Here is a 21,147-nt window from a genome sequence, read left to right on the forward strand (position 1 = left end):
GCACTTGGATTGAGATTACCGTCGAGCTTTCCGCGGCGATAGTCGCCGAGCAAGCACAAGCGCTTGGCAAGAACGTCCCGAACCGGGCCGTCGTCAGCGGCGCAGCAGGAACTCGCGGCCCACCTTGACCCGCGGTTGCCCGTCGTAGGCGACGATATCGGCCGTCGCGTAGGTCTCCGACCACTTGGACGGCAGATAGCTGCCGGTCCCAACCAGGTCCAAAGGTGCGTCGGCCTCCGCCATGATACGGCACTTCTCCGGGCCGAAGCCCGAGGAGCCGACGATGCGCACCTTGTCGAAGCCCTCGGCGTCCAGGGCCTCGCGCAAGGCCCAGATGGCCGCCGCCGAGACTCCGGCGCCGACCAGATTGCGCAACTGTTCGTCGGTGCGATACCCGCGCACGGCGTAGGGCGCATTGCGCTCCAACACCGCATAGCTGGCCGCCGGGTCGAGGCCCTCCAAGTAGCGGCTGCCCGGGACGTCGAGCCTCAGCGACACCTCGCCTTTGGCCGCGCGTTCCGGGAAGCGGCGGCAGACCGCCAGACTATCGGTGATCTCCCGAGCGAAGTAGTCGACCAGCACCACCAGCGGATCGTCCGGGAAAGTCTCGGCGAACATCTCCGCGGCGCGCACGGTGGACCCGGCATAGCCGATCAAGGCGTGGGGCATGGTGCCGATGCCCCGCTCCTTGCCTAGGAAATGGGCCGTGGCGTCCGTCGCCGTGCCGACGAAACCGAGAGCACCGACCTTACGCTTGGCCCGCGCGGAGCCGACCGACGCGGCATAGACCATCAGCTCGGTCATTTCGGTACCGGCACAATGCCGTGCCTCCATCGCGAGGAAGCCGACCTTCGGCAAGTCCGCGCACATCGTATAGGCGTTGTAGGCCGCGACGCAGGGCGGCCCCAGCTTCTGCAGCATCAGCGTTTCGAGATCGGAGAGATGATAGAGCGGGCCAGTGACATAGAGGATCGGCTCGCCGGCGCCGACCCACTTGCCCTCGGGATAGCGCAGCTCGATCTCGACCTGAAACCCACGCTGCGCCGCCATGTCCTCCAACCACTCCACGACAAGTCGCGGCGCACAGATCACCGGCCGGCGCATGAAGAGCGCGTAGGTCACCTCGCAATCGCCGAAAGTTTCGACGATCCGCTTGGTCCGCTTGAAGTAGGTGTCGGTCCAGGCCGCCACGCCGGCCTCGTCGCGCGGGCCGTACCCGAGCCGCTGAGCGAGGGATCTGCTTGTCTTAGGATCGTCCGGCATGGCTGTCTCCCGCGTCTGGCGCGCGCACCGCGACCGCTTCTGCCGGCTAGAGCATGTGTGATCGCTCTAGGCGCCAGCAACCTGTTTCAACGGCATGTCCCGGCCGGCCCGCTCGGCCTTCAGTTCAGCCGCGATCAGAAAGGCCAGTTCCAGCGCCTGATTGGCATTCAGGCGCGGGTCGCAATGGGTGTGATAGCGATCGCCCAAGCGCTCCTCGCTGATGGCCTGAGCGCCGCCGATGCACTCCGTCACGTCCTGGCCGGTCATCTCGAAATGCACACCGCCCGCATGGGTGCCCTCACCGCGGTGAACGGCGAAGAACCCTTGCACCTCCTTCAGGATGCGGTCGAACGGCCGGGTCTTGTAGCCGGAGACCGACTTGATGGTGTTACCGTGCATGGGATCGCAGGCCCAGACGATTTGTCGGCCCTCACGGGCCACGGCACGGACCAGCGGCGGCAGTTTCTCCAGCACTTGATCGTGACCCATCCGGCAGATCAAGGTCAGGCGGCCCGGCTCGTTCTCCGGGTTCAAGCGATCGATGAGACGCAGCAGATCATCGACCTCGAGGCTCGGTCCGCACTTCATGCCAATGGGATTCTTCACACCGGAGAGGAACTCGACGTGTCCCCCGTCGAGCTGTCGGGTGCGGTCACCGATCCAAAGAAAGTGGGCGGAGGTGTCGTACCACTCGCCGGTCAGGCTATCGACACGGGTGAAAGCCTGCTCATAGTGCAGCAGCAGCGCCTCGTGGCTGGTGTAGAAGTCGGTCTCGCGGAGCTGCGGCACGGTCTCTGGCGTCAGGCCGCAAGCCGCCATGAAAGCCAAAGCCTCGTCGATCCGGCCCGCCAGCTCGTCGTAGCGCGCGCCCTGAGGAGACCCGGCGACGAAGCGCAGGTTCCAGGCGTGCACCTTATGGAGATCGGCAAAGCCACCTTGCGCGAAGGCACGCAGCAGGTTGAGAGTCGCCGCGGCCTGATTGTAGGCGCGCACCAATCGTTCGGGATCGGGCTGCCGGGCCTCGGCGTCGAACTCGATGCCGTTCACGATGTCGCCGCGATAGCTTGGCAGCTCAACGCCGTCGATGGTTTCGGTCAGCGCGGAGCGGGGCTTCGCGAACTGGCCGGCCATCCGGCCGACCTTCACCATCGGCAAGGAGGCGCCGAAGGTCAACGCCACGGACATCTGCAACAGGACGCGGAAGGTGTCGCGGATGTTGTTGGGATGGAACTCCGCAAAGCTCTCGGCGCAATCGCCACCCTGCAGCAGAAAGGCCTGGCCGGCCGCAACCTTGGCAAGATCCGCCTTCAACTTTCGCGCTTCGCCCGCAAAAACGAGAGGCGGATAGGTGCGCAAGCTCTCCTCGACGCGGCGAAGCGCCTCCGGGTCGGGATAGTCGGGCACCTGCTGTACCGGCTTGGCGCGCCAGCTGTCAGGTGTCCAGGTGGTGGTCTGAGTGGCGGACATCGCCTCGGTTCCTGCCTTTACCTTGCGGGACCGCCGGTTCTAGCGCTTGCCGTCGGACGAATCCAGGGTCTTGGTGGGTGACCCCCACTACCTTCACTCGAAATACGTGCTCTTTCTCGGATTTTATGCAAAAATCTGTCGCGATAGTGGTTTTTCCCATCGCTTTGGCACAACGCTGCAGGTGCGGTTTAAGGCGGCCGGATGTTCGATGCTCTCCAGACTCTGGACGACGGAAGCCAACTGGCGCATCCGGTCTTGAAGAAAATCTACAGCTACTGGGCGCAGCGCTGCGCGGGGCGCTGGGCACCCTCGCGCGCCGACATCGATCCCGCCGATCTAGGTCCCCTGCTGCCGTACATCGCCTTGGTGGAGCCCTTGGACGGCGGTCGTGACTATCGGCTGCGATTGATGGGCGAGCATATTCTGCAGGGTTACCGCTTCGCGCCCGTGCCGCGTCTGCTGTCCGACATCAAAGACCAGACAGTGACGGACCTGATGCGCGCGCAGTACGAGCGACTGGCGCGAGAGCGCAAGGCCCTGAGGTTCGGACCCGAGTTCAGTCGAATGCCGGAACGCGAGCATGTCGTGACGGAACATATCGACCTGCCGCTCTCGAGCGACGGGCTTGAGATCGACATGATCCTGGCGGGAGCCGTGCTGCTTTCCGAACGCGACTGGACCGATCAGGCCGGCGCTTCTCCGGTGGCGTGAGTCGAACGGCGCTTCGCGATCTATCCGGGAGCGGCCTATTCCGCCGCGCGCGCCTCCTCCGGCTCCGGAACCGTCTCGCGCATGGTGACGAACTCCTCGGCCGCAGTCGGATGGATACCGATCGTTCGATCGAAATCGGCCTTCGTCGCGCCGGCTTTCAGGGCGATGCTGATGCCCTGAATGATCTCGGGGCTGTCCTGTCCAAGCATGTGGGCGCCGACGACCTTCTGGCTGTCGCGCGCCACCACCAGCTTCATGAGGGTCTTCTCGTCACGGTCGGTCATGCTGTGCTTCATCGGCGTGAAGCGGGAGCGGTAGATATCGACCGCGCCAAAGGTTTTACGCGCCTGCTCTTCGGTCAGGCCGACGGTCGCGAGGGGCGGTTGGCTGAAGACCGCCGTCGGGATGTCCGTGTAGTCGACCGCCGTGTCCAGGCCGCCGAAGAGATGGCGGGCAACCACCATGCCTTCCGCAAGCGCGACCGGCGTGAGTTGCATCCGGTCGATGACATCGCCGATCGCAAAGATCGAGGGTACCGAGGTCCGATAGAAACCGTCGACCTCGATGCCGCCGTTCCTGCCCAGAGCGACGCCCGCACTGTGCAGGCCCAACCCGGCAATGTTGGGGCGTCGGCCAATGGCATAGAGAACTTGATCGACCTCCAGCTTGTCGCCGCCCGAAAGGTGGGCCAGCAGACCGTTGGACGTCCTCTCGGTCTTGTCGATGATGGTGTGGAAGCGCAGATCGATGCCTTTCTTCTGCATCTCCTCGGCCAGGCCGTGGCGCAGATCGTCGTCGAAACCGCGCATGAAGAGGTTTCCACGGTAAAGCTGCGTCACTTGGCTGCCCAAACCGCCGAAGACCCCGGCGAACTCCACCGCGATATAGCCGCCGCCGGCAACCAGAACTCGTTCCGGCTGTTCTTCGAGATAGAAGACGTCGTCCGAGACGATACCCAGGTCCTGCCCGGGCTCGCTCGGGCGCGACGGCACGCCGCCGGTTGCGATCAGAATGTAGCGGGCCCGGATCTCCCGACCGGAGACGACGACGGTGTGGGCATCCTCGATAGCGGCCGTGCCTTCGACGATCTCGACGCCCGAGTTGATCAGGAGCCGCTCGTAGATGCCGTTGAGCCGCGCGATTTCGCTGTTCTTGTTGGCAATCAACTTGGACCAGTCGAAGCGGCGCTCGCCCACCGTCCAGCCATAGCCGGCGGCGTCCTCGAAATCTTCGGAGAAGTGACTGGCATAGACCATCAGCTTCTTCGGCACACAGCCGATGTTCACGCAGGTCCCGCCCAGATGGCGTTCCTCGGCAACGGCGACCTTGGCCCCGAAGCCGGCGGCGAAGCGCGCCGCGCGCACACCGCCGGATCCCGCACCGATGACAAAGAGATCGTAATCGTAGTCGTCCATGGCTCGCTCAAAGATCCTCTCGCCGTTGCGCCTGGATCTAGGTATCAGCAGCGCCGTTGCTACAGTCTGAAGATCGCAGCAGCCATGCCGCAAGGGCGCAGATCGCCGAACGACGGCGACGGTTACTCGGCCAGTTTCACCAGCACCTTGCCCCGATTGCTGCCGTCGAGCAGCGTCATCAGGGCGAGTGGCGCCCGCTCCAGGCCCTCGGTCACATCTTCGCGATACTGCAGCCGGCCCTCGCGATACCAAGCAGCCAGAGCCGTCACCGCCTCCTCGAGCCGGTCGAAATGATCAAGCACCAGGAAGCCGGTCATGGTCGCACGCTTGACCAGCATCTGGCGGCTGTACCTTGGGCCGACAGGCGGAGGACCGCTGGGAAGCGCCATGGTGCCGACGAGGACCACCCGCGCGCCGAGATTGATCTGACCCATGACCGCATCGGAGATCCAACCCGCGGTCATGTCGTAGTAGATATCGACGCCCGCCGGACAGGCGTCGGCCAGGGCCTCGGCGGTCTCGTAGTCCTTATAGTTCAGCGCCGCGTCGTAGCCGTAGCGGTCGAGGCAGTCGGCCACCTTCTCGGGGCTTCCGGTGATCCCGACCGTGCGGCAGCCAAGAATCCCGGCGATCTGCCCCACCAGCGCGCCGACCGCACCCGCGGCCGTCGAGACCACCACGGTCTCGCCGGGCTTCGGGCGGCCGACGTCGGACAGGCCCAGGTAGGCGGTCAGACCGGTCATGCCGAACAGGTGGAGGTTGGCCGACAGCGGCCCCTGCTCCGGATCCACGATCCGGTCGATGTCGCTGCCGTCGCTGATCGCCCAGTTCTGCCAGCCTTGGCGACCGAGAACGTAAACCCCAACGGGATAGTCGGGATGATCGCTCGCCTCGACCCGACCGAGGGTGAAGCTGCGCATGACGCCGCCCAGAGGCACCGGCTCGCTGTAGTTGGGACCTTCGGCGATCCAGCCGCGCATCGCGGGATCGCAGGACAGCCAGAGGACCCGGATCAGCACCTGGCCGGCACCAGCGGCCGGAGCCGGCGCCTCTTCCAGCCGGAAGCAGTCCGGCGCGACCCCCTTCGGGACCCGGACGCCGGGCGAGCACAAGACGACGATTGACTGGGCCTGGCATGGGCTCAGGCCGCCGCCAGAACGATGCTGTCCAGGTCCTTGGGCGCATGGGTCAGCACCTCGGGCACCTCGCCCACCACCACGGTGTCGTCGATCCGAAACCCCCCGAGACCGTAAAGATAGATCCCCGGTTCGGCGGAGTAGACCTCGCCCGCCATCAACGGTCGGTCGTTGAAGGCCATGTCCTCCGGATACTCATGGCCGATCAGTCCCATGCCATGTCCGGTGCGGTGGCGAATCTCGGCCCCGTAGCCGGCCGCCTCGATCTGCGTCCGTGCCGCATCCTCGATGGCGCGGACAGGATTGCCGGCCTGTGCCGCCGCGATCGCGGCCTCGTTGGCCGCCAGCGCGGCTTCGTAAGCCTTGACCTGTTCGTCGTTCGGCGTCCCGCAAAAGAAGGTGCGCTCGTTCTCGATCACCAGACCGTTGAGCCGAGGAATCACGATGTTGACGATGCCGTGACCTTCCTCAACGCGCAGGCCGGTCAGGGCACCGTTGCCGTGCGGCGAGGCCGAGGCGGGCCCGGTCAGGGTGTAGCCGCGCATTTCCAGATGCTCGCCCGGAAAGCGCTGAGCGGCCTCCTCGAAGATCTTCGCATGCATGGCGGCATCCAGTTCCTGAACCAGTCGGCCTGGGCGGATCGCGTCTCTGTAAAGCTCCTGCGCCCAATCGGAGAGCCGAGCGGCCTGGCGCATCAACGCGAGCTCTTCCGGATGCTTGACCAGACGGAGGTCGCGCAACTGCCCCGTGCGCGGCAATACCTCGATCCGCGGCAAGATCTGCGAAACCCGGGCAAGCGGGCCGGGCAGCGCATCGACCGCAATTCGCGCTTCCGCCAGACCCTTGTCGCGCAGCAGATCGGCGACGATCTGCGGCCAGTTGGTGACCAATCGCTTCGCATTGGAGCGCGAGCGGTGCTCGTCGTAGAAATGAGCCTCTTCCAACCAAAGCTGCCCCCGCGTGCCGGCCATCCGGAAATGATTGGTCGAGAGCTCGTTCAGCAGACAGAAGGGATCGCCGGCCCGCGGCACCACGACCAGGACGGGCCGTTCCCAGGTCTGGACGTCCAGATTGAAGTTGGTCGCAAACTGGACGAAATCAGCCGAGACGAACGCCAAAGCATCCAGGCCTTCCCGGTCCATCAGCGCGTTCATCCCAACGCGCCGATAGTCCCATACCGCCGTCGATAGAAAAGCCATCGCCTGTCGCTCCCTTAGTTTCGGCCAAGTCGTAGGCCTCTGGGACCGATGCTAAAGCGGGATTGGATCCGGGGAAATCGCGAAACGAGACCGCGATGCGCAACACGCCGCTTCAGGGCTGTACAGGCGGCTGCCGCCATGGGATCGGGGCGAAGCGGGTCGGCGAGTGAAAGCCAGTTCACGGTACGGCCCATTTTAACCTGATACCAAGACTGGTCTGTCCAAATACCCACCTTGGACTCCCTCTCTGCCGGCGCCAGCCGCCCGAATGCAAGATCAACGGCCCATTTCTTGATCAGAAAACCGTAGCGAGAACACTAAAAAGAAAATTTCAATTAATGATTTAACGCTTATTCTGTAAACGAATAGAAGAAAACTGTAAATTTAATTTATTTTGGTAAGCATTTTTACTGTAGGAATTTTCATTATCTTATATCAATTGTAAAGTTAGCTTGTCCGGGGGGAGAGCGGAGAATGAAGCCATCAAGGGGTTACATTTACGTCGCGACGGGAGAGGGCTATGTCGCTCTCGCGGCGCGATCCGCTCAACTGGCGAAGGCGCACAATCCGGAGATCGAAATCGATCTTTACACCGACAAAGCGTGCGAGTTTCCTCAATTCGATCAAGTACACCTGCTGGCCGATCCATGGCATCGATCAAAAATCGACGGGATGATCGCGACGCGTTTCGATCAAACCGTCTACATCGATGCGGACACCTTAGTACTTGCCGACATCAGCGACATCTTCGACGTGCTCGGCCGGTTCGACATGGCCATGGCCCACGATCAAGGCCGGAACGGCGATTGGGCGCAGACCCTTTGGCGCGAAGAGATCCCCCATGCATTTCCGCAGTTCAACTCGGGGGTTGTCGCTTTCAATAAGAGCGACGCGGTGATTTCCTTTTTGACCGAGTGGAAGACCGCAGTTCGGGAAACGAAAAGCCGCCAAGATCAAAACATTCTCAGGGAGATGGCCTGGCATAGCGATCTGCGATTCGGCGTTCTTCCCGAGGAGTACAACCTCATGTACTTCAGGGTCGTCGAGCGCTGGGGCGCGCCCCATGCCGCACCCCGTGTGATTCACAGCCCTCGCCTGCACCATCATTTCACGAGCACACGCCGCCGTACCGGGATTTCCGGCCTTGAAGAACTGGTTGGCCCGATGGCGTCGGAGAAAATCCAAGATATGATTCGCGCGGACCACTCCCTCGCCAAGCGCGCAGGCCGAAAAGCCGAACGGCCCTCGTCCAGGGTCATGCTTTGGCGTCGGAAAATCGAAATCGCACTCAAGGTCGTCAGATACTATGCAGGGCTTCGCAAGCTTTGAGCAAAAATACAGAAAACCTAAAATAGGTTGTGACTCTTATTTATGGAATTTAATATTTGCCTACATTCTCGTAACAGCGGAAACATTACAGTCGCCGCACCTTGATCAGAACATCAAGCATCGCGCGAATATAATTTAAACCGGCCAAGCGAGCCCGGAAGGCCGGCGGAATTCTGAAGAACCTGTCGGGAAACCTGGTGGGCGGTGCTGGGATTGAACCAGCGACCTCCTCGGTGTGAACGAGGCGCTCTCCCGCTGAGCTAACCGCCCGCCTGACGCCGCAGACCATGGCGGCAAACGATCGTTTCGCCGATCATCCAACCCAGTCTACGCGAAGGGTCGGACAGATATCTCCCGTCCTCCAGGCTGTCAAGCCACGCGGAAGTGCGGACGACAATCGAGGGTCCGCAGATCAGATCGCTCTCCCAGCACTGGCAGGATAGCCGGCTTTGACTATCTGTAGAAGGAGGTGGGGCACGGCCGGGGCGCAGAATTGCAGCCCGCTTGTTCATTGCGCGTAGAGCCCAGCACGGGGCGACATCGCGGTGGCTCAAGATATTGCGGAGACTGAGACCATGGAACCCTCCGACGCTCGCCCTTTTCCACTTGCCAAATCTCAGAGGACCGGATCTCTTCGGCGCGCGTCCTTCGCGCTGCTCGCGAGTGTGGGCACTCTCGTCTTGGGCGGATCGGCCCTGGCGCAACTGGAGCCCCCGGCCTTCCCCGAGCCCCTGCAGCCCGGGGCTATGGAGGCGACCTACCAGGTCTATTCCGGCGGGTTGAGGGCCCTGACGCTACAGCTGCGCTACGATGGATCCGTCGGTGAGCGCTACGATGCGCGGTTCCATGCCCGCAGCGACGGATTCCTCGCCAACTTCTTTACGTTCCGCTTGGATTCCGAAGCCGAGGGCTTGCGCACCGAAGACGGGCTCGCGCCGCTCAGTTTCCGCACGGAAGCCCGTTGGGAAGACAACGATCCCCGCTCGGTCGCCTTGACTTACGGGCCGGACGGCGCCGTGTCGGCAGAAGTGGTGCCGCCACCGGAGGATGACGAGCGCAGCAGAGTGCCCGACGACGCACGGCGCGGCACCTTGGACCCGATCTCGGCCGTGGTTCACCTGATCGAGGCGAGTACCCAGGCCGGCATCTGCAGCGGCGAAGCGCGTATCTTCGATGGCCGCCGACGTCTGGACGTCGTGGCGCAGTCGCTGGGGAGCGCGGTCTTGGAGGAGCGAAGCTATGCGATCTATTCCGGCCGGGCTCAGGTCTGCCGCATCAACCTGGAGCCGGTCACCGGCTTTTGGGAGAGCGAGGAGCGCAGAGAACGCTATCCGGCGGAAATCCGTGTCTTCCTGGCCGAAGTAGAAGAGGGCCGGCCGGCCTTGCCGGTTCGGATCGAGATGGACGTCGTGGCCCGTGGCGCGGTCCGCGCTCATCTGACGGACCTGCGCATCGGTCGGCAGGCCGCCGAACGATAGGACCCGGATACCGGTGACGGGTTGAGCCTTCCCGGATTCGGCCGTGATCCCTCGGCTGGCGTGCCGGAGTAATAGAACGTGAATTGCCTGGAACGGCGGCGCTGTGGCAGCTTTCGGCCTATCCTCGGCTGCCGCGATTTCCGGCGCGATCTCCGGTGCCGCAGGTTCGTTTGATCTGCAACCGCTGCCGTATCGATAACTTTTCCATGACTTCAAACCGTCTCGCTGTGGTCGTTCTGGCCGCCGGCATGGGGACCCGCATGAAATCGGGTCAACCCAAGGTCCTGCATCAGGTTGCCGGAAAACCTCTTCTACGTTGGGTTCTGGAGGCGGCTGAAGAGCTGGACCCCGAGCGCATCGTCGTGGTCGTCGGTCCCGGGATGGAATCGGCCGTCGCGGCGGCGAAACCCCATGCCGCCGTGATCCAGGAAGACCGGCTGGGCACGGCCCACGCCGTCCAGCAGGCCCTGCCTCTACTGATCGACGATCAAGGCAGTAGAGGCGAGGGTGATATTCTGGTGCTCTACGGAGACACGCCCTTCATTTCGCCAAAGACCCTGAAGGCCATGCTCGAACTACATCGGGCGCCCAAGGGCGGAACGCTGGTTGCGCTCGGCTTCGAACCCACGGACGCTACCGGCTACGGCCGGCTGCAGCTTGACGACCAAGGCGCGCTGCTCCAGGTCTGCGAACAGGCCGAGATCGATGCGGACCCGGACAAGGCGGCGCTCGGCGAGATCCGACTTTGCAACGCGGGCGTCGTTCTGGCCGACGGCCCGGCGCTGTTCGACCTGCTGGCGGGGATCGACAACGACAACGCCAAGGGCGAGTTCTACCTGACCGACATTTACGCCCTGGCGAGGCAGCGGAGCCAGAGAACTGCCGTCCAGGTGGCGTCGGAGGAAGAGGTGATGGGTATCAACGACCGCTGCGAGTTGGCCGAGGCCGAGCGGATCGCCCAGCAACACCTGCGGCGCCGGGCCATGCGCGCAGGCGCCACCCTGATCGGTGCCGAAACGATCTTCTTGTGCGACGACACGCAGCTTGGCCGCGACAGTGTCATCCATCCGCATGTCGTCTTCGGCCCCGGCGTCATCGTCGGGGAGCGTTGCGAGATCAAGTCCTTCAGTCACCTGGAGGGCTGCCGGCTGGCCGCAAACGCCGTGATCGGTCCTTTCGCACGCCTGCGCCCCGGCACGGAACTCGGCGAAGGCGCCCGGATCGGCAACTTTGTCGAGGTGAAGAATGCCCGCCTTGGCGCCGGCGCCAAGGCCAATCACCTCACCTATCTGGGCGATGCAACGGTCGGCGAAGAGGCAAACATCGGCGCCGGGACCATCACCTGCAATTACGACGGTTTCGGCAAGCACCGGACCGAGATCGGCGCACGCGCCTTCATCGGCTCCAACTCCGCCCTTGTCGCACCCGTCAAGGTCGGCGCGGATGCCATCGTCGGAGCCGGCAGCACCATCGTCGAAGATGTCCCGGACCAATCCCTCGCCGTTACCCGTGGCGCCCAGCGGAAGATCGAGGATGGCGCAAAGCGCTTCCGCGAGCGACGCAGCAAGAAGGAATAGCAAAAGATGTGCGGTATCCTGGGAATTCTCGGCAAGGCACCGGTCGCACCGCTTTTGCTCGACGGCCTGAAGCGGCTGGAGTACCGCGGTTACGACTCGGCAGGTATTGCCAGCCTCGTCAACGGCGGCATCGCGCGTCGGCGTGCCGAAGGAAAGCTGTCCAATCTCGCAACCCTTCTGGAGCAGGAGCCGCTGCCCGGCACGGTCGGGATCGGCCACACCCGCTGGGCCACCCATGGCCGTCCGACGGAGCAGAACGCCCATCCGCACAGCAGCGACCGCGTGGCCGTGGTGCATAACGGCATCATCGAGAACTTTCGCGACCTCAAAGCCGAACTGGAATCCGTGGGTCAGGTCTTCGAAACCGAGACCGACACGGAAGCTGTCGTCCATCTGATCGATCATCACCTGGCCCAGCAGATGTCGCCGCAGGAGGCCGTCGGTGCGGCCCTGCATCGCCTCGAGGGCGCTTTCGCGCTGGCCATCGTCTTCGCCGGCCGTCATGACCTGATGATCGGCGCGCGCCGCGGCAGCCCCCTGGCGGTCGGCTTCGGCGACGGCGAGATGTTCCTGGGCTCCGACGCCCTCGGCCTGGCGCCGCTGACCGACCGCATCTGTTACCTGGAGGAGGGTGATTGGGCGGTGCTGACCGAAGCGGGTGCCGAGATCTTCGACAGCGACAACGCGCCGGTCGATCGGCCGGTCACCCAGACCGCTTTGTCGGGCGCGATGATCGGCAAGGGCCAGTACCGGCACTTCATGCAGAAGGAGATCTTCGAGCAGCCGGCCGTGATCGGCGACACCCTGCAGGTCTTCGTCAACCCGCAGAGCCGCGCGGTGACCCTGCCCGAACTGCCGTTCGATTTCGCCAAGGTGCCGAGGGTTACGGTCTCCGCCTGCGGCACCGCCTTCTATGCCGGCATGGTCGCCAAGTACTGGTTCGAACAGATCGCCCGCCTGCCGGTCGAGCTCGATATCGCCAGCGAGTTCCGCTACCGCGAGGCCCCGCTGCCCGAGGGCGGAGCTTCGCTCTTCATTAGCCAGTCAGGCGAGACCATCGACACCCTGGCCGCTCTACGCTACGCCAAAAGCCAGGGCCAGACGATCCTCTCCGTGGTGAATCAGCCAGAAAGCGTGATCGCACGCGAGTCCCACGCGGTCCTGCCGACCCTGGCGGGACCCGAAATCGGCGTCGCCTCGACAAAGGCCTTCACCACACAGCTGACGGTTCTGGCCTGCCTGACCATCGCGGCGGCCCGCGCACGCGGCGCCATCGATGCAGAGCGCGAAGCCGAGCTGTCCGCCGCACTGACCGAGGTGCCGGCCCGTTGCGCCGAGGTGCTGAACCATGACGAGGCGATCCAGGCCATCGCCCACGAATTGGCCGAGGCCCGCGACGTGCTCTACCTGGGCCGCGGTGCGATGTATCCACTCGCGCTGGAGGGAGCCCTGAAGCTCAAGGAAATCAGCTACATCCATGCGGAGGGCTACGCGGCCGGCGAGATGAAGCACGGGCCGATCGCCTTGATCGACGAAACCGTCCCCGTGATCGTCATGGCCCCCAGCGGGCCTCTGTTCGAAAAGACGGTCAGCAATCTCTCCGAGGTTTCGGCACGGGGCGGCTGGGTGATCCTGATCACCGATCCCGAAGGCGCTGAACGGGCCGGCGCGCAAGCCGCGCACGTGATCGAAGTGCCGCGCGTCGACTCGCTTGTGGCACCGCTGCTCTATGCCATCCCGGCTCAACTGCTCGCCTATCACACCGCCGTCGTGAAAGGAACCGATGTCGACCAGCCGCGAAACCTCGCCAAGTCGGTGACCGTGGAGTGAGCCTCAGGCCGCAGTCCGCGCGGCTGGAGGTTGTCCGGGCCGACTACAACGATCCGCAGCACGCCGCGAAGCTCGTCGATCTGCTCGATGCCTATGCGTGCGATCCCATGGGCGGTGGCCGGCCCTTGCCTGCCGAGGTTCGCGCCAGGCTCGTTCCGGAACTGGCTGCGCGCCCGCAGTGTTTCAGCCTGATCGGCTATGCCGACGGAACCGCCGCCGGACTGGCCAACTGCGTCGAAGGATTTTCCACCTTCGCAGCAAAACCGCTGATCAACATTCACGATATCGCGGTCCTGCCCGCTTTCCGCGGCCGCGGACTCGCACGGGCTTTGCTCGCCGAGGTCGAAGCAATCGCCCGCCACCGCGGCGCCTGCAAGCTGACCCTGGAAGTCCTCGAAGGAAACGGGCCCGCGACGGCGGCCTACCGGAGGTTCGGTTTCGCCGGCTACGCTCTCGACCCCTCCCAAGGCCGGGCCGAGTTCTGGGAGAAGCCACTGGCCTAGGGCCAGCCGCTTCCGTCGCGGCATCATTGGAGGCATCACAAGAGCTGTTCGAGAAGAACGGGCGGTGTTGCTGGCCTTCGGGGCGCCCGGCTTGCTAGCTTGCGGCCCGAAACACCTTTATCGGGCTGATCCGGAAGGAATTCCCCATGTCCCAGCCGCAAACCCTGCTGTCCATGGCCGGAGCGCCCGCGACGCCGCCGGCGTTGGCCGTGTCGGCCGTGGTGATGATCGATGCTCAGCGCGAATATGTCGACGGGCGACTGCCTTTGCCGGGTGTCGCGGCGGCGCTGGATGAAGGCAGCCGTCTGCTCGGCGCCGCGCGACAGGCGGGCCGACCGGTGATTCACGTGCGCCACAAGGGCCGCGCCGGAGGCCTGTTCGATCCGGAAACGACGGCTTATGCCATTGCCGAGCCGGTCTTTCCCGTGGGAGACGAGCCGGTGGTGACCAAGGCTCTGCCAAACAGTTTTGCCGGTACCGAACTCGCCGAGCTGCTGGCGGGTCTGAAGATCGAAAACCTTTTGATCGCCGGGTTCATGACCCACATGTGCGTCAGCTCGACCGTCCGCGCGGCCACCGACCTGGGCTATCGCGCGGCCGTGATCGCCGGCGCCTGCGCCACCCGCGACCTACCCGACGGGCAAGGCGGAGTCGTACCAGCCGATCAGTTGCAGCGGGCCGAGCTGGCGGCGTTGTCCGACCGCTTCGCCGTCGTCGTCGAACGCGCGGAAGAGATTCCAGCCTAGCTGGAGAGCGCGCCGGCCCGTGGTCTTTGGCAGGCCGGCGCACTGCGCCTATAGTCGGCTCAGAGCGCGTCGCGCCTGAGCAATCGAAAGAAATGAAAAGGGAGGAACGGCCATGAGCCTGTCCGTGAAGATCGAACCCGTCGGCGCCCCGCAGCTCTCCGACCACAGTCTGTTTCGCCAGCAATGCTACGTGAACGGAGCCTGGATCGACGCGGATAGCGGCCAGGCCGTCGAGGTTACCAACCCCGCCACCGGCGAAGCGCTGGGTCAGATCCCCAAGATGGGTGCCGCCGAGACCCGTCGGGCGATCGAGGCGGCGGAAGCCGCCTGGCCGGAATGGCGTGCCAAGACCGCGAAGGAGCGCGCGCAGATCCTCCGCCGCTGGTTCGATCTGATGATGGAGAATCAAGAGGATCTGGCGATCCTCATGACCATGGAGCAGGGCAAACCACTGACCGAATCCCGCGGCGAGATCGCCTATGGCGCTAGCTTCGTGGAGTGGTTCGCCGAGGAAGCCAAACGCATCTACGGGGACGTGATCCCGGGGCACCAGCCCGACAAACGGATCGTGGTGCTGAAACAGCCGGTCGGCGTCGTGGCGGCCATTACGCCATGGAACTTCCCCAACGCGATGATCACGCGTAAGGCCGCGCCGGCTCTGGCGGCCGGCTGCCCGATCGTACTCAAACCGGCCACCCAGACACCTTTCTCCGCGTTGGCACTGGCTGAGCTGGCTGAGCGCGCCGGTCTGCCGAAGGGCGTCTTCTCGGTCGTCACCGGCAGCGCGAAGGAGATCGGCGGTGAGATGACCGGCAACCCGATCGTGCGCAAGGTTACCTTCACCGGCTCGACCGAAGTCGGCAAGCTTCTGATGAAGCAGTCGGCCGAGACCGTGAAGAAGGTTTCCATGGAACTGGGCGGCAATGCGCCCTTCCTGGTGTTCGACGACGCCGACCTGGATGCGGCCGTCGAAGGCGCGATGATGTCGAAGTTCCGCAACACCGGACAGACCTGCGTCTGCGCCAACCGCATCTACGTGCAAGAGGGCGTCTACGACGCCTTCGCGGCCAAGCTGGCCGAGCGGGTCCGGGACCTGAAAGTCGGCTACGGCCTGGACGAGGGCGTCAGTCAAGGGCCGCTGATCGACGTCGCCGCCATCGAGAAGGTCGAAGAGCATGTCGCGGACGCGACCGGCAAAGGCGCGAAGATCTCGGTTGGCGGCCAACGGCACGACCTCGGCGGCACCTTCTTCCAACCCACCTTGCTGACAGACGTGACCAGCGAGATGAAGATCGCCACCGAGGAGACCTTCGGGCCGGTCGCACCGCTCTTCCGTTTCACGACGGAGAAGGAAGGCATCGCTCTGGCCAACGACACGGAGTTCGGTCTGGCCAGCTACTTCTACGCACGCGACCTCAGCCGTATCTGGCGGGTCGGCGAAGGCCTGGAAAGCGGCATCGTCGGCATCAACACCGGCATCATCTCCACCGAGGTGGCGCCCTTCGGCGGCGTGAAAGAGTCCGGGGTCGGCCGCGAGGGCTCCAAGTACGGCATCGAGGATTACCTCGAGATCAAGTACATGTGCATCGGCGGCGTATAGGCGCCCACCGAAGCTGGGCATGGCCGCAGAGATGCACCGTCAGACCAGCCTCGATCGCCAGGCCGAGATCGCGGTGGTCCTGAAGGGGTATCCGCGGCTGTCGGAGACCTTCATCGCGCAAGAACTCCTGGCGCTGGAGCGGGCAGGGTTGAAGCTGCGGCTCTGGTCGTTGCGTCACCCTACCGACACGGCGGTCCATCCGGTGCATCGGGAGATCGCAGCGCCGGTGACCTACCTGCCGGAGTACCTCCGTCGGGAGCCGTGGCGGGTCCTGCGCGGCTGGTGGCAGGCGCGCCGACGGCCAGGTTACCGCGCTGCGCGCCAGGCCTTTCTGCGCGACCTGGGGCGGGATCTCACACCCAACCGGCTGCGCCGCTTCGGCCAAGCCTGTGTCTTGGCGGCCGAGCTGCCGGAGAGCACCGGCTGGCTCTACGCCCATTTCCTGCACACCCCAGGCTCCGTCGCCCGCTACGCGGCGCTGCTGCGCGGCCTGCCCTGGTCGGTGTCCGCCCATGCGCGCGATATCTGGACCATCCCCGAGTGGGAGAAGACGGAAAAGCTGGCAGAGGCAGCCTGGACGGTGACCTGTACCGCAGTCGGAGCGGCACACCTGGCAAGCTTGACCGAGGAGCCGGACAAGGTCGAGCTGCTCTACCACGGGCTCGACTTCGCACGCTTTGCCGACCCACCGGTTCGATCCGATACCCACGATGGAACCGCGCCGGTAGGCCTGCTCTCCGTCGGCAGAGCCGTCGAAAAGAAGGGGTACGAGGACCTGCTGGCCGCGCTCGCGCTCCTGCCACCGGACCTCGACTGGCACTTGACCCATATCGGCGGCGGCGCGCTGTCCAAACAGCTTAGGGCACGGGCCGCCGAATTGGGCCTGAGCGCGCGGATCTCATGGCTCGGCGCTCAACCGCAGGAGCGGGTGTTGGAGGCCTATCGCGCTGCCGACCTCTTCATTCTCGCCAGCAGGATCGCCGAAGACGGCGACCGCGACGGCCTGCCCAACGTCCTGATGGAAGCCCAGAGCCAGGCTCTCTGCTGCCTCTCGACCTCGATCTCGGCGATCCCCGAGCTGATCCGCGATGGAGAGACCGGCCTTCTGGTACCGCCCCAAGACCCCGGCGCCCTGGCCGACGCGCTGGACCGGCTGATACGCGACCCGGCGCTGCGGCTTCGCCTCGGCGAGGCCGGCTACCGGCGAGTGCGCAGCGATTTCGCCATGGCCGGCGGCATCTCCCAGCTGCTTTTCCGTTTCGGAGGCGGAAAGACGTGCAGGCCGGACCGCGGCACCGCAGCGGCTCAGTAGAACGGCCCATGGATCCGACGATCATGTCGCGGCAAGCAGACCGAGCTCGATCAGCTTCGCTCGAACGTCGGCGACTCCTTCGACGCGATAGGCACGCATCCCGGTCGCCAGCGCACCCGCCACGTTTTCCGCACCATCGTCGAAGAAGACGATCTCCGCTGCTGCACAGTTCAGCCGGTCCGCTACGGATGTGTAAATCTGAGGATCGGGTTTGATCATCCTCAAGAGATGAGACGCATAGTGTTGGTCGAGCGCGGCCCGCAGACCGTAGCCATCCAGAAGGTCTTCCCAATGGATTTCATTGGTGTTGCTGAGACAGGCCAAGGTGAAGTGAGGACGAAGGCGGTTCAGCAGGTCGTGTGCGCCCTCGAGCGGCCCTCTGTTCCAAGAGCGAAACAGCGCAAGAAACGCATCAGCTTCGAAGGCGAGACCCCACTCGGCCAGAAAACATTCCGAGAAGGCCGCCGGCGACAACTCGCCGCGCTCGAAGCTCCGAATCGCCTCGGACGCGATCCATCGCTGACGGACCTCCACCGGAGTCGGTCGCGGATCCAACAACGCCTCGATCTCACGCAAACCGGCGAAATCGATCAAGACGCCGCCGAGATCGAAGAGGATGGCCTTCGTCGCTGCCATGTTCGGTGGTTTCCGTCAGCCCGGGTCGGATCGTGAAGGTCGCATTCTATGCTCCGATGAAGCCACCGGACCACCCGGTGCCGTCCGGCGATCGTGCCATGGCGCGGCTGCTGATGCGGGCGCTGGAGTCGGCCGGGCATGAGGTGACCTTGGCCTGCCGTCTGCGCAGCCGCGAGCCGGCCGGGGACCTTCGGCGGCAGGCAAGGCTCCAGGCTCTCGGTGCCAAGCTGGCGCACCGTTATGCAACGCGGCATCGGGGGGCGACGCGACCGGATCTCTGGTTCACCTATCATCTCTACTACAAGGCACCCGACTGGGTCGGTCCGCTCGCGAGCCGGTTGCTCGGGATCCCCTATGTCGTCGCCGAGGCCTCGGTGGCGCCAAAACGGGCCGGTGGAGCCTGGGATCGCAGTCACCGTGCGGTGCTGGCTGCCCTGGATCAGGCAGCGCTGATCCTGCCCGTGACCGCACGCAACGCGGCATGCCTCCCACATTCGCAGCGGCATCGCGACCTTCCGCCCTTTCTGGAGGCACCCCCCGATCCACCCCTGGCCGACCTCCACGCCTTGCGCGACGAGCTCGATTTGGGGCGGGGCGATTTGGGGACGACGCCGCTTCTGATAACCGCGGCCATGATGCGCCCCGGCGCCAAGTTGGCCTCCTATCGCTTGCTGGCCGAAGCTCTGCGGCGGATTCCCGGGCGTCCCTGGACTCTGATTGTCTTGGGTGACGGTCCGGCACGACCCGACGTCGAGGCGGCCTTCGCACCGCTTGGAGCACGCGTGCGGTTCCTCGGAGAGATCGCCGCGAACCGCTTGCCGCTATACCTGCGGCTGGCCACCCTCTATCTCTGGCCGGCGGTGGAGGAGGCCTATGGAATGGCCATTCTGGAAGCCATGGCCGCAGGCCTGCCCGCTGTCGCAGGCGACGAAGGCGGCGTCGCGACGCTGATCGAAAACGACCGGACCGGACTGCTGGCAAGGCCCCGCGATGCCGCCAGTTTCGCAAACTGCATTCTGCGGTTGCTGGACGATCGCGATCATCGGACACGGCTGGGCGAAGCCGCACGTCGAAAGGTCGCGCGACGGCACTCGCTCGCGGCCGCGGCGGACGGCCTTGACGCGATCCTGCGGGAAGCCGTCCGGACCGGGATCGAACGACCATGACTGAACTGGTGCTGATCCGACATGCGGAGACCGCCTGGAACGCGGCCAAGCGTATCCAGGGCCAGCGCGATGTCCGCCTCTCGCCGCGCGGACGCGTGATGGCCGCAGGCTGGACACTACCCAGGGACCTGGCCGCCCACCGCTGGTTCAGCTCGACCCTCGACCGGGCGCGGGAGACGGCACATCTGCTCGGCCATCCCGAGGCAACGCCCTTGGCCGCACTCAATGAAATGAATTGGGGAACCTGGGCCGGCGAGACGCTGACCGATCTGCGCGCCCGTCACGGCGATACCATGATAGTAAACGAAGCGCGCGGTCTGGACTTCCGGCCGGAGGGTGGCGAGAGTCCGCGCGACGTACAAAGCCGCTTGCGGCCCCTGCTCATGCATCTGGCTGCGGCGCGGCGGCCCTGCGTGGCGGTAGCCCACCGCGGCGTGATCCGCGCGCTCTACTGCCTAGCCAGCGGCTGGGACCTGACCGGCAAGCCTCCAGTCGAGTTCGACCGTGAAGCCCTGCAGCGATTCACTTTGTCCAAAGATGGAACCCCCGCCGTCCTGCGCCTCAACGAGCGCCTGCGGCCATGACCGACGTCCTCTTCGTCGTGACGCATCTGCACGGGATCGGTCATCTCCGTCGGACAGCCGTGCTGGCGCGCGCCTGCGCCGCGCGGGGCCTGGCCGTCACCCTCGTCTCGGGTGGGCGACCGCTCCGTGGCTTGGAGTTGGACAACGTGCGATGGCTCCAGTTGGAACCTTGGCTGCGGAGCCGGGATGAGAGTTTTCGCGAACTGCTGGGACCGGACGACGCACCTCTCGATGACGGCATGCGGGAAAAGCGCCGCACAGGGTTGCTTGCCATCCTCGCCCAGGAGCAGCCGCACATCCTGGTGACCGAGCAGTTCCCCTTCGGACGAGGCAAGCTGCGTTTCGAGCTGTCGCCGCTGATCGCCGCAACGCAGGCCATGACGCCAAGACCCCGGATCGTCTGCTCCGTGCGGGATCTTCTGGTGCAGAAGCCTGCGCAGAAAACCCTTTGGATGGCCGAGGCCGCCGCAGCCTACGACAGGATTCTGGTCCACGGCGACGCCGCTTTGATTCCCTTCGAGGCGAGCTTCGCCCAGACGTCCGCGATCGCCGGAAAGCTGCTCTACACAGGCTACGTCAGCGAGCCGGTCCTGCCCGCGGCCGAGCCGCCCCGCGGCGAAGTGCTGGTTTCGGCCGGCGGCGGCGCCTTCGGACGCGACTTTCTGTTTTCGGCCCTGCGCGCCCGCCCGCTCAGTCGGGCGTGCGACCTGCCATGGCGTTTGTTGGTCGGCGACAACCTGCCGGAGACCGATTTCCGCGCGCTCGGCCAGACGGTTCCCGAGGGTGTGACGGTGCAGCGCGCCCAACCCGACTTCCCGGCCTGGTTGGGGCACTGTGCGCTCTCGATCAGCCAGGGCGGCTACAATACCGTCGTGGACATTCTGCGGGCAGGTTGTCCGGCGGTGGTCGTTCCCTATCAGGAAGGGGGCCAGAGCGAGCAGCGCAAGCGCGCCGACCTGTTGGATGCGGGCGGGTGGCTGACCAGCGCACCCGGCGGCGACCACGATCCCTCTCTACTCGCCGCGGCAATCGACCGAAGATTGAACGCGGCCGAGCAGGTGCCCGCCCACGGCGGGTCGACTCTCCCGAATTTGAACGGAGCGGAAGCCACAGCCGAGATTCTGGAAGACTTGGCTGTTATAGTGCCGCCCGCCGAGTGAGGGAGATCAACGGAAAGGGCACAGTTAGCGGCGCG

18 protein-coding genes and 1 tRNA gene are annotated in these 21,147 nt (G+C 64.9%); 12 read left to right on the forward strand and 7 right to left on the reverse strand.

Annotation, left to right across the window (positions count from 1 at the left end; all coding sequences use genetic code 11):
* Positions 1-93 precede the first annotated feature (93 nt).
* Positions 94-1,263, reverse strand: coding sequence for a nicotinate phosphoribosyltransferase (locus DBZ32_RS11510; protein WP_162906728.1), 1,170 nt, complete (start codon positions 1,261-1,263; stop codon positions 94-96).
* A 66-nt stretch (positions 1,264-1,329) separates the two neighbouring features.
* Positions 1,330-2,730, reverse strand: a complete 1,401-nt coding sequence (locus tag DBZ32_RS11515; protein ID WP_119167299.1) for a class II 3-deoxy-7-phosphoheptulonate synthase — start codon at positions 2,728-2,730, stop codon at positions 1,330-1,332.
* A 201-nt stretch (positions 2,731-2,931) separates the two neighbouring features.
* Between DBZ32_RS11515 and DBZ32_RS11520 the strand changes: the two genes are divergently transcribed.
* A complete protein-coding gene (locus DBZ32_RS11520; protein WP_119167300.1) occupies positions 2,932-3,441 on the forward strand; it encodes a PAS domain-containing protein in 510 nt (169 codons plus the stop codon).
* Between the two features lie 35 nt (positions 3,442-3,476).
* On the opposite strand, the gene gorA is transcribed toward DBZ32_RS11520, so the two are convergent.
* From gorA to DBZ32_RS11535, 3 genes are all read right to left on the reverse strand, one after another.
* Complete coding sequence (gene gorA, locus DBZ32_RS11525) at positions 3,477-4,856, reverse strand: glutathione-disulfide reductase (protein ID WP_119167301.1); 1,380 nt, start codon at positions 4,854-4,856, stop codon at positions 3,477-3,479.
* 122 nt (positions 4,857-4,978) lie between these two features.
* Positions 4,979-5,968, reverse strand: coding sequence for an NADP-dependent oxidoreductase (locus DBZ32_RS11530; RefSeq protein ID WP_119167302.1), 990 nt, complete (start codon positions 5,966-5,968; stop codon positions 4,979-4,981).
* Positions 5,969-5,997: 29 nt separating this feature from the next.
* Entirely contained in the window at positions 5,998-7,191 is a 1,194-nt protein-coding gene (locus DBZ32_RS11535; RefSeq protein ID WP_119167303.1) for a M24 family metallopeptidase, read from the reverse strand.
* 474 nt (positions 7,192-7,665) lie between these two features.
* Here DBZ32_RS11535 and DBZ32_RS11540 point away from each other — a divergent pair, with 474 nt between their 5' ends.
* Entirely contained in the window at positions 7,666-8,520 is an 855-nt protein-coding gene (locus tag DBZ32_RS11540) for a putative nucleotide-diphospho-sugar transferase (RefSeq protein ID WP_119167304.1), read from the forward strand.
* 195 nt (positions 8,521-8,715) lie between these two features.
* Here the strand turns inward: DBZ32_RS11540 and DBZ32_RS11545 are convergent.
* Positions 8,716-8,790, reverse strand: a tRNA-Val gene (locus DBZ32_RS11545).
* A gap of 305 nt (positions 8,791-9,095) precedes the next feature.
* Here DBZ32_RS11545 and DBZ32_RS11550 point away from each other — a divergent pair.
* The 7 genes from DBZ32_RS11550 to DBZ32_RS11580 all read left to right on the forward strand — a co-directional run bounded on the left by DBZ32_RS11550 (position 9,096) and on the right by DBZ32_RS11580 (position 17,566).
* Positions 9,096-9,998, forward strand: coding sequence for a DUF3108 domain-containing protein (locus DBZ32_RS11550; RefSeq protein ID WP_119167305.1), 903 nt, complete (start codon positions 9,096-9,098; stop codon positions 9,996-9,998).
* Positions 9,999-10,204: 206 nt separating this feature from the next.
* Positions 10,205-11,575, forward strand: coding sequence for a bifunctional UDP-N-acetylglucosamine diphosphorylase/glucosamine-1-phosphate N-acetyltransferase GlmU (gene glmU / locus DBZ32_RS11555; RefSeq protein WP_119167766.1), 1,371 nt, complete (start codon positions 10,205-10,207; stop codon positions 11,573-11,575).
* A gap of 6 nt (positions 11,576-11,581) precedes the next feature.
* Positions 11,582-13,405 (forward strand): glutamine--fructose-6-phosphate transaminase (isomerizing), encoded by a 1,824-nt coding sequence (gene glmS, locus DBZ32_RS11560; RefSeq protein WP_119167306.1) that lies wholly within the window; start codon positions 11,582-11,584, stop codon positions 13,403-13,405.
* Entirely contained in the window at positions 13,402-13,908 is a 507-nt protein-coding gene (locus DBZ32_RS11565; RefSeq protein WP_162906729.1) for a GNAT family N-acetyltransferase, read from the forward strand. Before glmS ends, DBZ32_RS11565 begins: the two co-directional genes overlap by 4 nt.
* A gap of 146 nt (positions 13,909-14,054) precedes the next feature.
* A complete protein-coding gene (locus DBZ32_RS11570) occupies positions 14,055-14,654 on the forward strand; it encodes a cysteine hydrolase family protein (protein WP_119167307.1) in 600 nt (199 codons plus the stop codon).
* A 112-nt stretch (positions 14,655-14,766) separates the two neighbouring features.
* Entirely contained in the window at positions 14,767-16,254 is a 1,488-nt protein-coding gene (gene gabD, locus DBZ32_RS11575; RefSeq protein WP_119167308.1) for an NADP-dependent succinate-semialdehyde dehydrogenase, read from the forward strand.
* Between the two features lie 19 nt (positions 16,255-16,273).
* Complete coding sequence (locus tag DBZ32_RS11580) at positions 16,274-17,566, forward strand: glycosyltransferase family 4 protein (protein WP_235830152.1); 1,293 nt, start codon at positions 16,274-16,276, stop codon at positions 17,564-17,566.
* Positions 17,567-17,587: 21 nt separating this feature from the next.
* On the opposite strand, the gene DBZ32_RS11585 is transcribed toward DBZ32_RS11580, so the two are convergent.
* Complete coding sequence (locus DBZ32_RS11585; RefSeq protein ID WP_119167309.1) at positions 17,588-18,202, reverse strand: HAD family hydrolase; 615 nt, start codon at positions 18,200-18,202, stop codon at positions 17,588-17,590.
* 56 nt (positions 18,203-18,258) lie between these two features.
* Between DBZ32_RS11585 and DBZ32_RS11590 the strand changes: the two genes are divergently transcribed.
* The 3 genes from DBZ32_RS11590 to DBZ32_RS11600 are packed head-to-tail and all read left to right on the forward strand — an operon-like array spanning position 18,259 to position 21,112.
* A complete protein-coding gene (locus DBZ32_RS11590) occupies positions 18,259-19,368 on the forward strand; it encodes a glycosyltransferase family 4 protein (protein ID WP_162906730.1) in 1,110 nt (369 codons plus the stop codon).
* Entirely contained in the window at positions 19,365-19,952 is a 588-nt protein-coding gene (locus tag DBZ32_RS11595; protein WP_119167311.1) for a histidine phosphatase family protein, read from the forward strand. The genes DBZ32_RS11590 and DBZ32_RS11595 overlap by 4 nt, the downstream gene beginning before the upstream one ends.
* The gene (locus DBZ32_RS11600) at positions 19,949-21,112 is read left to right on the forward strand and encodes a glycosyltransferase family protein (protein WP_119167312.1); all 1,164 of its coding nucleotides are present in this window, start codon (positions 19,949-19,951) and stop codon (positions 21,110-21,112) included. The genes DBZ32_RS11595 and DBZ32_RS11600 overlap by 4 nt, the downstream gene beginning before the upstream one ends.
* Positions 21,113-21,147: the final 35 nt, after the last annotated feature.

The sequence above is a fragment of the Algihabitans albus genome, from assembly GCF_003572205.1.
Classification (GTDB): Bacteria; Pseudomonadota; Alphaproteobacteria; order Kiloniellales; family DSM-21159; genus Algihabitans; species Algihabitans albus.